The following is a 15,160-nucleotide window of genomic DNA, read 5'->3' as shown; positions in this document are numbered from 1 at the left end:
GGGGTTGTGTGTGGGGTGAGCGGTCGGGTCAGTAGTCTTCGCCGAAGCCGCCCTCGTCACCGCCGAAGCCGCCCTCGTCACCGCCGAAGCCGCCCTTTTCGCCACCGTGGTGGCCGTGGTGGTGGATCACGCGGAAGCTGGCGACGACTCCGTTCTTGACGTGGACGCCGCCCTTGACGTGGCCCGGACGGACGCCGTCGCTGGAGCTCCACGGTCCGACAGTGGCGATGGGGGCGCCGTTGTCGCAGGTGACACCGCGGAAGACCTCGACGGTCTTGTGGCTCTCGTTGCGGATGTTGAGGGTCCTGGATCCGAGCCCACTGATCACGGTCACGCAGCCGCCGCGCTCGTCGGCGAAGACGCGCTCGTTGATGAGGATGCGGCCCTTGTGGTGGTGGTGCCGGTGGTGGCGCTTCTTCTCGTGGCCGCCGCCGTGGCCGCCGCCGTAGTTCTTGCCCTCGTTGCCCTTGCCCTCGTTGCCCTGGCCGGCGTCGCCGCCGTTGAGGGCCATGGGGGCGGCCTGCTGGACGATGGGGGCCGCCTGGGCCGGCTCGGAGGTGGCTGCGGAGGCGTAGGTGATACCAGTGGCAGCCAGGGCCGCCGCGGCCGCGACAGCACCGGTAACAACGGTGGAACGGGTAACCATGTCACTTCTCCTGTCTCAGGGAGGCCGGCTGAGCAGTCGACCCGTGATTGAACGTACTGACGGTCCCCATACCTGTCATATCGGACACGTTGCCGTGCGCGGCCGGAACGCCTATCGGGGTACACGACCTACGCCAAATGCTATTTCCGGATAATCCGACAAACGCTCAACTCCCCTGAAAACAGGAGCCCTTGATATTTCGTTGGTCCGTCCGGGCGACTTCCTGAAACCCGCTCACCCCCGCGACAGCGTGTCTTTCGTTGACACGCCCCGAACAGCGAACATTCCCGCCCCGCACCCATACCCGCGTCCCGCCCGACGCCCCTGTTCCGCCCGACGCCCGGCGCACCCGGGACCGGCCGCCGTACCACCGCACCGCTCCCCGACCGCGGGCGACCGATCGCGCGTCGCGTGTGAGGCGCGCGAGGAAACCGGGACGCTGCCGCTCCGGCCGGGGCAGCACCGGGACCTCAGCCGCTGGACATCGAGGGTCCCGGCCCCTGCCCCTCCTCATGGGCATGGGCGTGGACACGGCGCAGCAGCGCCGCCAACTGCGCCTGTTCGGCAGTACTCAGGGGGGCGAGCAGTTCTCGCTGAACGCCCAGCGCCTCCGCCTGAAGATCCACGAGCACCGCGCGGCCCGCCGGACTGGACGTCACCGTCACCCGGCGGCGGTCGTCGGTGTCGCGGGCCCGCTCCACGAGTCCTGCCACCGCGAGATCGTCCACGATCTTCACCATGTCGCTCCGGTCGATCCCGAGCCGCGACGCCAGTTCCCGCTGCACATGGGGACCGAAATCGACCAGCGCGGACAGCACGGCCATGTGCCACAGCTTCATGTCCCGCTCCGCCAGCCTCGCCGCCAGCCTGCTCCGCGCGGTCTTGCCGGTCCTGGACAGCAGGTAGGTCGTGAATCCCAGAAGGCTGGGCGGGATCTCGCTCATCAGCCTCATCCTAGGTCTCCCGTACCTGATGACCGGCGGGTTCCGGCGCGGGTCGGCCCTCGATCACCAGCGGTCCGGTGAAGCCCCGGACGACGACGGCCACGGGCGGACTCCCCCGACGGCACCGGACGGGGGACCGACCGGCCACGACCCGCGCCAATGGCGAAAACTCCGGAAAGGTCCATGAGGACCGTCCGGTCCGCACTCGTCGCCGCCCGTGCCGATCGGCGCCGTGCCCGACCGTCCGGACCGTCGCGACCCGGTCCGTCCGTCGGCCTCGCGGCGCCGCTACGACTGCCCGCGTGCCCAGTCACGCAGGGCGGCTCGTGACGAGAACGCCGCCACGTCCTTGTCGAGGGGCTGGTCGGTGTACTGGTGAATGCGCCAGGAAGCCTTGATCCGGGGCTTTCCGGCGGTCACGTGGTCGGCTATCCACAGGCCGTCCCCCGCGTAGGACGTCGTGTCGTGGTGCGGCCAGAAGGTGCGGTTGCAGTACAGCAGCACCTTGTGATGCGGCCGCAGGCGCTTGATCTCACAGATGAAGCGATCCTTCTCGGCGTTGCTCGGCCGGGTGCCCTCGCCGTTCTCCTCCCAGTCCACGGCGAGCAGATCGCCCGCCTTCTCCGGCGCCTTACTCAGGAAGTACTCCACCTGCGCCGTGATGTTCCCCGGCCGGAGAAAGTGGTGGAAGGCGACCACGCACTCCGCGTCCCTGGCCCGTTTGACCTGCGAGGACAGCCGGGGATTGACGTAGGAACGGCCTTCGGTGGCCTTGATGAGGACGAAGTCCTGTCCGTCCGGGTCGAAGGACGACTGGTGGGCGCTGACATCGACACCATGCAGCATGGCATCGCCCCCGGATCTGCTCGTGGTTCCGGTTTTCCTTGTCTACGTGCCCCGGCCGCTCGGGCCCATCCGCTCGGTGAACAGGCGAACCGTTTTTCCCATCGGTGGAATAGGGCTGCCCGGCGGGAAGTTGGGGATGCGACGAGAGCACCTCACACACCGCAGGCACCATGGGAAGGTCGGATCCATGAAGATCGGCATCATCGGGGCGGGCAACATCGGCGGTAATCTCACCCGGCGCCTCACCGCCCTGGGGCATGACGTCTCCGTCGCCAACTCCCGGGGCCCGCAGACGCTCACGGAACTCGCCCGGGAGACCGGGGCGACCCCCGTCACCGCGGCGCGGGCCGCCCGAGGAGCCGAGGTCGTGGTGGTCACCATTCCCCTCAAGGCGGTCCCGCTGCTGCCCTCGGGCCTGCTCGACGAAGCCGCGGAGGGGGTAGCGGTCATCGACACCGGCAACTACTACCCGCAGCAGCGGGACGGCCGGATCGCCGCCATCGAGGAGGGGCTGCCGGAGAGCCGGTGGACGGAGCGGCAGATCGGCCACCCCGTGATCAAGGCGTTCAACGGGACCTACGCGCAGGACATCCTCGACAACGGCCGCCCTCAGGGCAGCTCCGGCCGTCAGGCGCTGCCGGTGGCCGGTGACGACGCCGCGGCCAAGCGGGTCGTAAGGGATCTCATCGACGAACTCGGCTTCGACACCGTCGACACGGGCGGCCTCGACGAGTCCTGGCGGCAGCAGCCCGGCTCGCCGGTCTACGGTCATCGCGGTGATGTCGAGGCGGTCACGAAGGCGCTCGCCGAGGCGTCCCCGGAACGTACGGCGGAGTGGCGCGCCTGAGGGTCCACGGCCTCCGCGCCCGGTTCGTCGGGCCCGGCTCGCGTCGGCCGGGTCCCGCCGGGCGCCGCGCACCGGAACGCTGTGCCGCGGCGGTCCGGTGCGCGTGCCGGTCGCCCCGCGCGTCGGCGGTCCGGGGCGGCCGGGCGGTCGAGGGGCGGTCCGGCTACTCCTGGGCGTCGTCGGGCCGGGCCGGAAGGCTGTCCATGAACGAGCTGACGGAGAAGACCGCGCGGCCGGCCCCGGGCGGACCGTAACCGGGAGGCGAGCTGAGGCCGAACTCCTCCATGGTCGCCCGGTAGGCGTCGAGCAGGCGGATGTGGTACTCCAGCGGCGCCCCGTCGGGGTTGGTCTTCCCGAGCGGGGTGGTGGGCTCCGGGCACCAGGTGGTGAAGCGCGGCGTGATGCCGTGCGACATGAAGAACCGCAGCCCCTCGGTGGTCGACTCGATGGCTTCCTTCACCGTGGTGAAGCCGAAGGGCGCGGCCATCTCCACGCCCGCGACGAAGTTGGGGATGACGTTGCGGGCGCCGAACACGTCGGCCGAGTCCAGGATGCGGCGATGCCACTCGTCGCGTCCCACATAGCGCTCCTTGCCCGGGCAGTAGAGCTCGAAGAGGCGGCGGTCCCACACCTCGTAGTTCGGGTGGTAGATCTGGATGCCGTAGTCGCGGAAGCGCTGGACGTCCGCCTTGGGCAGGGCCTGTGCGACGACCTTGCCGATCCACCGGCCGGGGAAGCGCTCCTCGATCGCCTTGGCGTACTGACCGTAGAAGTCGGCCTCGTCGCGGCCGCCGATGTGGGAGGTGATGGCGCCGCCGGTGAGGGTATAGGCGGTGGACGACTTCGCGGTGTCGTACTTGTCGATGATGGCCAGGGCCTCCAGGACCTCCTCGACCGGCTTCACGCCGGTGTAGGCACGTCCCGCCGCCTTGTGCTGGCGCCAGTTGTGGTTGATGTCGCAGTACTGGCACTCCTCCTTCGCCCCGAAGTACTGGCAGACCCGGAAGACCGTCAGGTAGACGAGGTAGCCCCACTGGATGGTGGGTGCGACCTCCATCACGGACTTGCCGTTCTCCAGGGTGTGCCGGTAGTACTCCGGCATCGGGGGCAGGCCGACGTCGGAAATGCGCCGACCGTCCAGGTACAGCCCGAGCACCCCGTCGTCGTCGGCGGCGACACGGTACGGAGAGGCCGGATTGACCCGCACGGAGACGACGGTCCGCCGCAGTTCATAGGGGCCTCCGGTGAGCACGATCTCCTCCGGGGGGCGGCGCAGTGCGGCCGCGCCGAGCTCGGGGAGCGTTCCGTGGTCGAACGAGAAGATGAAGTACGACTTCGGCTTGACGTCGCCGTCCTCGTTGTCACTGAGCGCGGACTCGTCGAACGCCACGCCGCCGCGCAGCAGGTCCTCCTTGATGACGGCTTCCCGGGGGACGTGCGGGAACTGTTCCATGAGCCGCTCGACCAGACGGGTGCGGCTGCCATCGGTGTGGCCGCTGTCCGTACGGCTGTGCTCGGTGTTGGGGTCGGTACTGCTGGCCATGTGCGGGACTCCTCGGTCCGGTCGAAGGCACTCCGGATACGTCACACTGTGCAACGATCCACGGGCGCCGGCGGTGCCCGGCCGCAGGGGGTGTTCTGCCCGGTTGCGGCGCGGCTGGTGTCCGGGCCGTCGGTGGTGCGGTCCGGGTCGGGGTTCAGTCGCCCCAGTGCGTGGGGCGGCCGAGGGAGGTCGGTAGCTTCGTCGCCGCATCGCCCCTGGCCGCGTTGAGCTGGGCCTGGGTGAGGAAGAGACTCGCGGTGAGGTCGGCGGCGGACAGGTCGGCGTCCCGGAGGTCGGCGCCTATCAGGTCGGCCAGTCGCAGGTCGGCGCCCCTGAGGTCCGCAGCGATGAGGTAGGCGCCGCGCAGGTCGGCTCCTCTCAGATCGGCGCCCGTGAGCCGGGCACCGATGAGGTCGGCGCCGCGGCGGTCACGCTTCTTCCCGCGGGGTGCGGTGGCCCGGACGGCCCGGCTCGCACGGGACAGGAGTGCGGCGACCGACTCGCGGTGCGCGGCCACGTCCAGTTCCGCGAGCCTGTCGGCCGGCAGACGTGTGAGGCGTTCCGTCTCCTCCAGGCAGCGCCGAATCTCTCCGTGGAGGGTCCGGGCCGGTCCGAGGGACAACGCCTCCGTGAGGTACCAGAGGAGTTCGTGGAGCTGTCGCATGACCGGGAACACCTGGAACATCCGCCGGGCGGTGTCCGGCGACCCGCGCCAGTCCCGCCCTTCGAAGGTCTCGCCTGACACCTTCTGCCCGGCCCCGAAGCAGTCGTAGACGGTGCAGCCGGGAAAGCCGCGTGTGCGCAGTTCGGTGTGGATGCCGCAGCGGAAGTCCTGCTGGAGGTTGCTGCAGGGCTTCCCGGCTTCCTTGTCGATCGCGAAGTCCGAGGACCGGGTGAGGGTCAGCGCGACGCAGCAGAGTCCGAAGCAGTTCGCGCAGTCGGCTCGCAGTGTGGCGTGGTCGGAGCCGGGGCCTGGGACATGGGCGGGCACGGTCGGTAAGTCCTCCGGGTACGTGACTGTCGGACCGTCAACCCTATCGGTGGGCGTCACTCGTATGCGCCGCCCCCGTGATCGCTGCCGGGCGCACCGGCCGCCGTGGCGTCCGTTTCACCCTGTTTCCTCGGTGAAAAGCGCCTCCCTTCACGCCTCTCAGCACGAAGCCGACCGTCCCGCCCCGCTCGGTCCGCCGCCGCAGCCCGCTCCTTCGCGGACTCCCCGCGGCCTTCCTCCTACCGCTGCTCAGCCTGGCCAGGCCCGCGCCGACGGCCCGGAAACGACATCGGCCCCGCCATCCTGAGGCACCGCACCGCACCACACCGGAACGGCATACGCCCCGTACGCCGACGAAACGGCGCTCTGCTTCCAGTACGGCGAGCGCCGGTGGCACACCGAGGAGACCGTCGTCCGGCTGGTCCGGCGCCCGGGCGGTCGCGTGCTCACCGTCGTCGGTCCGTCCGCCCCTGCCGGCAGAAACGGCTGCCACAGCCGGACACCGGTCCGTACGATCCGGCCTACGACGGGACGGACACCACCGCGGACGACTTCTTCCTCCGGGTCGACGAGCAGGTGTCCGACGCGCGTCGCCCGGCCGTCCTGCGCGAGCGCTGTCTGCGGGGTCTCGATCCCGTGCGACCTCGCGCGCAGGCTCCCGATCCGGCCGGCGGACACCCCCGCCCGGCCCGTGCGCAGGCGCCCGACCTCTCCATGAACTCGGTGGCGCGCCGTGTCCGAGCGGCTGTCAGTGCCGCGCAGCACACTGACAGCAGTACCGCACGGTGAAGGGGACGCTGATGGGCATCGGGGACGACACCGGCTTCGAACCGGCCACGGGGGACGGAGGGGTGGCGGTTCCGGACGAACGACGCGCGGCATCCGTGCGCACGGCATTCGAGGGGATGCTGCAGATCCGTCGGCTGACGAACGCCGGGCTTTCGAGCCCGGAGGGCGTACCCGCGCGGTGGGAGACGCACCGGCCGGTACGGGCCGTGGCCCTGGCCCTGGAGGCGTCGGGCCTGACAGCCTCCGCGGTCGACGATTCCGGCGCGCGGACGGCGACCGGCTACCGCGTAACGGCGGGCGAGGCGCCGGACGGCGCGAGAGTGGAGTGGGTCGGTCCGCCGGGCGGCGGGGCCACGCACGCCGAGGAGAAGGAACTGGGCCGGTGCGCGGCCGTGCTGCGGGAGCTGGGCTGGACGGTGCTGCCGTACCGGGGACCGCGCCGCCGCAGGTTCCTGGAGGTCGAACCACCGCCGGGCATCCGGAGCCGGGACCACGGCCCGGAGTCGCTCCGGTAGCGGCGCCTTCCGCCCGACCGGCGCCTCCACCGTGCGATCCGGTTCCCGACGCCACCTGACGGGCGCTCCGCCGTCGCGTCGTACGGAGGCGTCGAAGCTCCTCCCACTCGTCGAGCAGGTGTGCCCCGGTCATAGGATGCGCTCGTGACCCGGTTCGATGAGGTGAAGGCGACGTTCTGGGGCGAGGGTCTGTACGGGGTGCAGCCACCGTTGACGGACGCTGCCGTTCTGGATGCCGAGCTCCGGCTCGGTGTGCGGCTGCCGGCTTCGTTGCTGGAGCTTCTACGGATCCGGAACGGTGGAGCGGTCGCGGCGCTGTGGAACGCCTTCCCGACCGACGTGCCGACCTCGTGGAGCGAGAGCCGTGTCCCGGTCGACGATCTGATGGGCATCGGCCGACACGACGGCTGCCTCTCGCTGCTGGACTCGACCTACCTGATCGAGGAGTGGGGTCTTCCCTCGCCTCTGGTGCTGCTCTCGGGCGACGGCCACTGGTGGATCGCGCTGGACTACCGGACGTGCGGCGCACAAGGCGAGCCGTCCGTGACCTGGTTCGACGCGGAGGTTCCCGCGGAGCTCCCGCTGGCCGAGGACTTCCGGACGTTCATCGAGTGTCTGACCGCTGCTCACTCCCTCGACGCCGTCGACGGCGGCCGATCCTCGTCATGAGCGTGCTCTGAGCGCACTTGCCGCGTTCGAGCGCCCGCGGTTCCGAACTGCCGACGGACCTCGCGGGCCACGAACCTCGTGAGGCTGTCGCGCAGAGAGCACTGCCGGATGCCGACTGGTCCCCGCCACGCTCGATGCGGTGGCGGTCGGCGCGACCGGAGGAAGCGGGCGTCGAAGCCAGCGCACACATGCGCGAAAAGCCGCTTCGAGCCGGAGCCGGTCGCGTCGGTCCCGCACGTAATTCCGACTGCGTCCACGCTGTCAGACCCATGGGGAATGCTGGTGGGTCCGACACCTCTGAGCGGGAGATGCTGTGATGCGCACCGACGAACTCGCCGCGGCCCAGGCGTATGTCCGACTTCTGGAGGCCACCCGGGCGGCGTTGACGGATCCTGAGGACGGCCCCTTGTACGTGCCGTTGCTTGCCTCCCCGATGGCGGAGGCCGATGGCGCGCTGGAGCGGGCGGGGCTGAGCGGGAACGAGTCGCGGTTCTTCGACCTCGTGTCAACGCTCCGGCCGAGCATGTCGGGTGGAGGTCACTGAGCCGACCGGGCGGAGCGGCGCTGCCCCTCGCTCCGGGCCGCGGCCCACCTCCGGCCCCGTTACCCACCGGGCAGCCACACAGTCCGGGGCGGGGCGGGCGCGGCTGTCACCCTGTCGGCGGTCTTCAACTCTTCGCGCCGATGCGCCACCATGCCGGTACGGGCCGGGCGACGATCCGGCGGCTGCCGCTGCACCGTGTGCGCGTCCGCCGGCAGCCCCGCACGACCACGTCATCCCTCCGACGTACTGCCATCCCTTCGAGCCACTCCGTCACACCGGGGGTTCCGACTCCATCTTCGTCGAATTGATCCAGCGTCACCCTCACCCGCAGACATCTGCTTACCCGGGCGAATCTACAACTCCAGAGCTTGCCTCCCCCACGCAGAGAACGCGGTTTCGCGTGAAGTGGAATGAAACGATTCAACGCGCCTGATCACGGCGAGCGGTCACCGTTCGCCGGACGACTCCACCTGTGAGGTGTCCATGCTCCGGGACCCGCTTCAAGGTGTTCGCGCAGCCGGGGGTGCCGCGGGACCCGTTCGAGAAGCTGGAGGACGCGGCGCAGGTACACGCCTTCACGGGCGTAGCGCCGAAGGTGTCTTTGCACATCCCGTGGGACAGGGTCGACGACTACGCGGCACTGAACCGGCACGCCGCGGATATCGGCGTGCGGATCGGGACGATCAACTCCAACGTCTTCCAGGACGACGACTTCAGGCTGGGGTCGGTCACGCATCCCGACCCGATGGTCCGCGGTCCGGTGCGAGTCGCGCCGAGCCGGGCCGAGTCGGACCTGGTCCGGACCGGGCCGGACCAACCCGAGCTGGACCGGGGCGCGGGGGCCGACGGACCGGCGGCCTCCTGCGTCTGCCTGGTTCCGGGAGGCCGGTGAACGCCGCCGCCGAGTGCGGAATCGCTCGACGAACGACGAGAAGGGAAGGAAGCACATGACCGATGTCTCTCCCCCCGCGCTCCACCGCGGGCTGCCCCGCGTCACACGCCGTCCTACCCGGGTCGGCCTGGTCTCCGGTGGACTCGGCGCGTACTGGCCCCAGTTCCCCGGTCTCCTCGACCGGCTGCGGGAATCGGCTCGATTCGTGACCGAACGGTTCCAGGAGATGGGCTGCGACGTCGTCGACGTCGGCTTCGTCTCGGACCCGCAGGAGGCGGCCGGGGCGGCGGAGCGCCTGCGCCGGGCGGACTGCGATGTCGTCGTGACGTATCTGACGACGTATCTCACCGCCTCGATGGTGCTGCCGATCGCCCAGCGCGCCCATGCCCCGGTGCTGGTGATCGACCTCCAGCCGACCGAGGCCATGGACCACCCGAACACCGGAACGGGCCAGTGGCTGGCGTACTGCGGGCAGTGCCCGCTGCCGGAGATCGCCAATGTGTTCCGGCGCAGCGGTGTCGCCTTCCGCTCGGTCTCCGGCCATCTGCACGACGGCAACGCCTGGAAACGGATCCGGCGCTGGATCACCGCGGCGCGGGTGCGCGGTGTGCTGCGGCACGGCCGGCACGGGCTGATGGGCCATCTCTATCCCGGGATGCTCGATGTCTCCACGGACATGACACTGGTCTCGGCCCGGTTCGGCGGGCACGTCGAGGTCCTGGAGTTCGACGATCTGCGGGTCCGGGTCGCGGCCGTGACCGACGAGGAGACCGCCGGACGGGTCGCGCTCGCCCGCGAGGCCTTCGCTCTCGACGCGTCCGTGAACGAGGACGACCTCGCCTGGGCCTCCCGGGTGTCGGTCGGGCTGGACCGGCTCGTCGAGGACTTCGGGCTCGACAGCCTGGCGTACTACCACCGCGGTCTGGAGGGCGAGATCCACGAGAGGCTCGGCGCGGGCATGATCCTCGGCGCCTCGTTCCTGACCGCGCGGGGCATCCCGATGGCCGGGGAGTACGAGTTGCGCACCGGTCTGGCCATGCTGATCGCCGACACCATCGGCGCCGGTGGCTCGTTCACCGAACTCCAGGCCCTCGACTTCCGGGACCGGGCGGTCGAGATGGGCCACGACGGCCCCGCCCACCTCGCGATCAGCGCGAGGCATCCGCTACTGCGCGGGCTGGGGGTCTACCACGGCAAGCGGGGGTGGGGAGTCAGTGTCGAGTTCGACGTCGGACACGGCCCGGTGACCACGTTCGGCATCGGTCAGGAAGCGGACGGGACCTTCACGTTCGTCGTCTCCGAGGGCGAGGTCGTGCCGGGTCCCCTGCTGGAGATCGGCAACACGACGTCGCGGGTCGACTTCGGCTTCGACCCGGGCGAGTGGACCGACGCGTGGGCGGCGACCGGCGTCGGTCATCACTGGGCCCTGTGCACCGGCCACCGCACCAAGGACCTCGGGGCGGTGGCCGATCTGCTCGGCGTCCCCTCCCGCGCGGTCACCGGCCCCGGACCCCTTTGAACGGTTCCCTCCGCCGGGGGTCCTTCTCTCTCCCCGGCCTTCCGGTTGTCCTGAGCGCACCTGTTCCGCGTGTTCCGGTTCTTCTCGTCGGGGCCTTCCGGTCCCCCGGTCCGCCCTGCTCCGCCTTTCCTCGTCCGTCCCTGGTTCGTCCTTCGGCGTGCCGCCTCAGGCGGTCGTCCCGGTGACGGTGGCCAGGCCGAGTTCACGTTCGCCCAGCGGGGCGAAGAACCGCGCCACGTCGTCGTCCGTGACCTCGGTCAGCTCCGCAGGACTCCACCGCGGGCGGCGGTCCTTGTCGATGATCTGGGCCCGCACGCCCTCCACGAGGTCGGGCCGGGCGAAGGCGGTGCACGACGTGCGGTACTCCTGGTCGAGCACCGCCTCCAGGCCGCCGAGCCGACGGGCGCTGCGCAGTGCGGAGAGGGTCACCTTGAGCGCGGTGGGCGACTTGGCGAGGATCGCCGCGGCGGCCTGCTTGGCGGCGGGCACGCCGCTGTTGTCGAGCCGGTCGAGGATCTCCTCGACCGTGTCCGCCCGGTAGCAGGTGTCGATCCACTCACGGTGCGCCCCCAGTTCGCCCTCCGGCGCGGAGGCGGCGTGTGCCCGCACCGTTGCGTCGATCTCGTCGGGTGTGCGGCAGTCGGCGAGTGCCGTGGTGAGGGTGGTGAGGCGCCGAGCCGGTACGAAATGGTCGGCGAGCCCGCACAGCAGGGCATCACCCGCTCCCACCGCGTCCGCCGTGAGTGCCAGGTGCGTGCCGAGCTCGCCGGGGGTGGACGCGAGCAGGTACGTTCCGCCCACGTCGGGGACGAAGCCGATGCCGGTCTCGGGCATGGCGACGCGCGAGCGTTCGGTGACGATCCGGACGCCGCCGTGAGCCGAGATCCCCACGCCGCCGCCCATCACGATCCCGTCCATGATCGCCACATAGGGCTTCGGGTACCGGGCGATGCGGGCGTTGAGCCGGTATTCGTCACGCCAGAACGCGAGTGACGCGGTGCCGCCCGCTCGGGCATCGTCGTGGATGGACCGGATGTCCCCGCCCGCGCACAGGCCCCGCTCTCCCGCACCGGTGATCAACACGGCGGTCACCGCGTCGTCGCGCTCCGCTTCGGCGAGCGCTTCGTCGATGCGCAGCACCATGGCGTGATTCAGCGCGTTGAGCGCCCGCGGCCGGTTCAGCGTGATGTGCCGGACACGCCCCTCGGTGTGCGTCAGGACAGGATCGTCATGGTTCATGAATGCGCTCCGGTCAGCCCTTGTGCCGCATCGTCCGTCGCATGCGGACGATCTTCCACCGCTCATTGTCGGGGGCGGGTTCCTCACTCGGAAGGCGGGGGTGCCGGGCGTCACCGGGTCCGGGGCCGCCCGGGCCGGGAGGCCCGCCCGGTCCAGGAGGCCTCCGGGGCGCGGGCGTCCCGGCAACCGTCGTCCGGCAGCCTCGCCCCGTCGCCGTCTGCGCGTCGCGGTCGGTCCGCTGTGGCGGCCTTCCGTCACCGGCTCGACAATTGAGTGACCCCGTACGGGCAAGCCGCCCGTGAGCCCCGCCGGACGACCTCCGGAGCAGGTATGACCGATCACGACCGGCAATCGAGCACCCCCGCCGCGCCCCGCCGGCCGATCGAGCAGTCGCACGGTCGCGGTTCCGTGACGGCGGAGGGTCTCGTGATGAAGCGGACGGGCAGTTTCGACTGGGATCTGGACACCGGCACGCTCGACATCGACGAAGCGGGTCTGCTGGTCCTGGGGCTGGACCCGTTGTCGTTCGATTCCCGGCCCGAGTCGGCGGTGGAGCGGCTCGACGCCGCCGAGCGGGCCCGGCTCGACGAGGCGGTCAATGACGCGATCGTCGGGGGGCGCAGTTCGTACAGCGTCCATCTCCGAGTCCCCCTGGACGGTGGCAAGGACCAGCGGACGCACGTCCAGGCACGTGTTCTGCGCGGCGACGACGGCCGGGCCCACCGGGTCGTCGGGGTGGTGCGCGATTCGACGGCGGAAATCGACCACTCGGAGTTCCTGCTGGACCTGGAGAAGCGGACGCAGCGCCAGACCAGGATCGTTGAACGCACGACGAGTGCGCTGTCGCGTGCGGTGACCGTGGACGACGTGACCGCCTCGCTGACAGGTCCGAGCGGCCTGGCGCGGATCGGCGCGGACGGTCTCGCGCTCGGCATGGTGGAGAAGTCGGCGCTGAACGTCATCGCGCTCAGCGGTGACGCGTTGGAGGCGGTCACGGAACTCGGTTCCGGTGAGGAACTGGACCGGAGTCTTCCGCTGGCCGACACGGTGGTCAGTGGCCGTCCCCGGTTTCTGAACTCCGTTTCCGCGCTGGTCGGCCGGTATCCGGCGGTGGCCCCGTACGCCGAGCACCTGAGGTTCCGGGCGGCCGCGTATCTGCCGCTCGTCGCGCAGGCGCGTACCGTGGGGTCGCTGGCGCTCTTCTACCGCGAGCCCACGGCCTTCGATGCGGACGAGCGCAGTCTGTGCCTGGGGCTGGCCGCCATCGTGGCGCAGTCGCTGCAACGGGCGAAGCTCTTCGACGAGGAGCGCGAGTTCGCCACCGGTCTCCAGTCGGCCATGCTTCCCCGGCGCATACAGGAGATCCAGGGCGGCGAGATCGCCGTGCGGTACCACGCCGCCTGGAGCGGGCGGCAGATCGGTGGCGACTGGTACGACGTGATCGCGCTGCCCAAGGACCGTTTCGGGATCGTGGTGGGTGACGTCCAGGGCCATGACACCCATGCGGCCGCCATCATGGGGCAGCTCCGCATCGCGCTCCGGGCATACGCCGCCGAGGGACATGCTCCGTCGACGGTGCTGGCCCGCGCCTCGCGTTTCCTCTCCGAACTCGACACGGAACGGTTCTCGACCTGCACGTACGCCCAGGTCGACCTGGGCTCGGGGGCCGTGCGCGTGGTGCGCGCGGGGCATTTCGGGCCATTGATCCGGCAGGTGGACGGCCGGGTCGGCAGTCCGCAGGTGCGCGGTGGTCTGCCGCTGGGCATCTCGACCGACTTCGGGGACGAGGAGTATCCGGAGACCCGTCTCGATCTGGTTCCGGGCGAGACGCTCGTCCTGTACACCGATGGGCTGGTGGAGGAGCCGGGGGCCGATGTCGAGGTGGGCGTGCAGGCTCTGATCCATGAGGTGAGCACGGGGCCCGCGGGGGCCCAGGCACTGGCGGATCATCTGTCGGACCGACTCTGGGAGCGCTGGGGGTCGGGGGACGATGTCGCCCTGTTGGTACTGCGGCGCAGTCCGGACCCGGGATCGCCGCGGGCCCCGCGACTGCACCAGTACGTCCACCAGGCGGACCCGGAGGGGCTTTCCGACGCCCGCACCATGGTGCGTCAGGCCCTGAACGACTGGGACATGGCCGAGCTGGCCGACGACGCCGAGCTGATGACCGGCGAACTGCTGGTGAACGTGCTGCTGCACACCGAAGGCGGTGCCGTGCTCACCCTGGAGGTGCTGCCGGAGCCCGTGCGTCGGATCCGGCTGTCCGTGCAGGACCGTTCCAGTGTGTGGCCGCGGCGTCGCAGCCCGGGTGAGACCGCGACATCGGGGCGGGGGCTGCTGCTCATGGACGCCGTCGCCGCCCGTTGGGGCGTCGAACCACGCGGCGAGGGCAAGGCCGTCTGGTGCGAGATCGGGCCCTCGAAACCATCCGGCCCCTCTCCGGCGAAGTCCTCGGCCCGGACGTGACGTGACGGGTGCACAGCAGCGGGTGGTCCGTCTCTCATGGGACGCGGCGCCCCGGCCGATCGTCCCAGCACGGCGGTGTGGGCCCGTGGACAGCACCGGGACCACGGGGGCGTCAGGGCCGCACGGTGCGGCCCCCGCCCGAACCACACCCTCCCGCCGCCGGCAGTGGGCGGAACCGCCACACCGACTCCTGCGACAACCGGGGCTTCAGAGGCGGCGGTACATGACGTGCAGCCCGACGAACCCTTGTGCGGGATGCCTGAACCCCTCGGGCAGGGTGCCGAGGATCTCGAAACCGAGCGAGCGATAGAGCCGGACGGCATGGGTGTTCGTCTCGACCACCGCGTTGAACTGCATGGCCCGGAAGCCCGATGAACGGGCCCAGTCCAGTGTGTGGACGCACAGCGCCCGGCCGACTCCCTGTCCGGAGTATCGGGGGTCGACCATGTAACTGGCACTGGCGATGTGCGAGCCGTTGCCCATGTGATTGTTGTTCATCTTGGCCGTGCCGAGGATCGTCCCGTCGTCGCCGACCGCGACGACCGTGCGATTCGGCCGGGTGAGAAGCCACCACGAGCGGGCGTCGTCCTCGCCGAGGTCGAGCGGGTAGGTGTAGGTCTCGCCCGCGGCCACGATGTCGTGGAAGAACGGCCAGATGGCGGGCCAGTCCTCGGCAGTGGCATCTCTGATCAGCATGGAGACAGGATGTC

At 70.6% G+C, this 15,160-nt stretch carries 13 protein-coding genes and 1 pseudogene; 7 read left to right on the top strand and 7 right to left on the bottom strand.

The features are described 5' to 3' along the window. Positions 1-28: 28 nt before the first annotated feature. From AMK22_RS30685 to AMK22_RS30675, 3 genes are all read right to left on the bottom strand, one after another. Positions 29-646, bottom strand: a complete 618-nt coding sequence (locus tag AMK22_RS30685) for a hypothetical protein (protein WP_073790372.1) — start codon at positions 644-646, stop codon at positions 29-31. 470 nt (positions 647-1,116) lie between these two features. After that, entirely contained in the window at positions 1,117-1,590 is a 474-nt protein-coding gene (locus AMK22_RS30680; RefSeq protein WP_073790478.1) for a MarR family winged helix-turn-helix transcriptional regulator, read from the bottom strand. A gap of 288 nt (positions 1,591-1,878) precedes the next feature. Next, positions 1,879-2,436 (bottom strand): GH25 family lysozyme, encoded by a 558-nt coding sequence (locus AMK22_RS30675; protein ID WP_073790365.1) that lies wholly within the window; start codon positions 2,434-2,436, stop codon positions 1,879-1,881. Positions 2,437-2,572: 136 nt separating this feature from the next. Between AMK22_RS30675 and AMK22_RS30670 the strand changes: the two genes are divergently transcribed. Beyond that, a complete protein-coding gene (locus tag AMK22_RS30670; protein ID WP_073790363.1) occupies positions 2,573-3,283 on the top strand; it encodes an NADPH-dependent F420 reductase in 711 nt (236 codons plus the stop codon). A 163-nt stretch (positions 3,284-3,446) separates the two neighbouring features. On the opposite strand, the gene AMK22_RS30665 is transcribed toward AMK22_RS30670, so the two are convergent. Together AMK22_RS30665 and AMK22_RS30660 are read right to left on the bottom strand one after the other, a co-directional pair. Further along, a complete protein-coding gene (locus AMK22_RS30665) occupies positions 3,447-4,826 on the bottom strand; it encodes a radical SAM protein (protein ID WP_073790362.1) in 1,380 nt (459 codons plus the stop codon). Between the two features lie 154 nt (positions 4,827-4,980). Then, positions 4,981-5,817 carry a pentapeptide repeat-containing protein gene (locus tag AMK22_RS30660; protein ID WP_107430670.1) on the bottom strand — a complete coding sequence of 279 codons (837 nt, stop codon included), beginning with the start codon at positions 5,815-5,817 and terminating at the stop codon, positions 4,981-4,983. Positions 5,818-6,617: 800 nt separating this feature from the next. Between AMK22_RS30660 and AMK22_RS30650 the strand changes: the two genes are divergently transcribed. The 5 genes and pseudogenes from AMK22_RS30650 (at position 6,618) to AMK22_RS30630 (ending at position 10,745) form a co-directional block, all read left to right on the top strand. After that, entirely contained in the window at positions 6,618-7,121 is a 504-nt protein-coding gene (locus AMK22_RS30650) for a hypothetical protein (RefSeq protein WP_073790476.1), read from the top strand. A gap of 144 nt (positions 7,122-7,265) precedes the next feature. Beyond that, the gene (locus AMK22_RS30645) at positions 7,266-7,790 is read left to right on the top strand and encodes an SMI1/KNR4 family protein (RefSeq protein WP_079186486.1); all 525 of its coding nucleotides are present in this window, start codon (positions 7,266-7,268) and stop codon (positions 7,788-7,790) included. A gap of 316 nt (positions 7,791-8,106) precedes the next feature. Then, the gene (locus AMK22_RS30640; protein ID WP_073790474.1) at positions 8,107-8,334 is read left to right on the top strand and encodes a hypothetical protein; all 228 of its coding nucleotides are present in this window, start codon (positions 8,107-8,109) and stop codon (positions 8,332-8,334) included. Between the two features lie 472 nt (positions 8,335-8,806). Continuing rightward, positions 8,807-9,088 (top strand): annotated as a pseudogene (locus AMK22_RS30635) (L-rhamnose isomerase); the annotation flags it as partial. Positions 9,089-9,281: 193 nt separating this feature from the next. Further along, a complete protein-coding gene (locus tag AMK22_RS30630) occupies positions 9,282-10,745 on the top strand; it encodes an L-fucose/L-arabinose isomerase family protein (protein WP_073790358.1) in 1,464 nt (487 codons plus the stop codon). A 165-nt stretch (positions 10,746-10,910) separates the two neighbouring features. On the opposite strand, the gene AMK22_RS30625 is transcribed toward AMK22_RS30630, so the two are convergent. Beyond that, the gene (locus AMK22_RS30625) at positions 10,911-11,984 is read right to left on the bottom strand and encodes an enoyl-CoA hydratase/isomerase family protein (protein ID WP_073790357.1); all 1,074 of its coding nucleotides are present in this window, start codon (positions 11,982-11,984) and stop codon (positions 10,911-10,913) included. Between the two features lie 330 nt (positions 11,985-12,314). Here AMK22_RS30625 and AMK22_RS30620 point away from each other — a divergent pair, with 330 nt between their 5' ends. Next, the gene (locus AMK22_RS30620) at positions 12,315-14,450 is read left to right on the top strand and encodes a SpoIIE family protein phosphatase (RefSeq protein ID WP_073790356.1); all 2,136 of its coding nucleotides are present in this window, start codon (positions 12,315-12,317) and stop codon (positions 14,448-14,450) included. A gap of 207 nt (positions 14,451-14,657) precedes the next feature. Here AMK22_RS30620 and AMK22_RS30615 read toward each other — a convergent pair whose 3' ends face one another. Next, positions 14,658-15,146, bottom strand: a complete 489-nt coding sequence (locus AMK22_RS30615; RefSeq protein WP_073790355.1) for a GNAT family N-acetyltransferase — start codon at positions 15,144-15,146, stop codon at positions 14,658-14,660. Positions 15,147-15,160: the final 14 nt, after the last annotated feature.

Origin of the sequence: Streptomyces sp. CB01580, from assembly GCF_001905795.1 — a bacterium.
Taxonomy (GTDB): Bacteria; Actinomycetota; Actinomycetes; order Streptomycetales; family Streptomycetaceae; genus Streptomyces.
The sequence above is the reverse complement of the archived record's forward strand: the minus strand, read 5'-3'. Positions and strand labels throughout refer to the sequence as shown.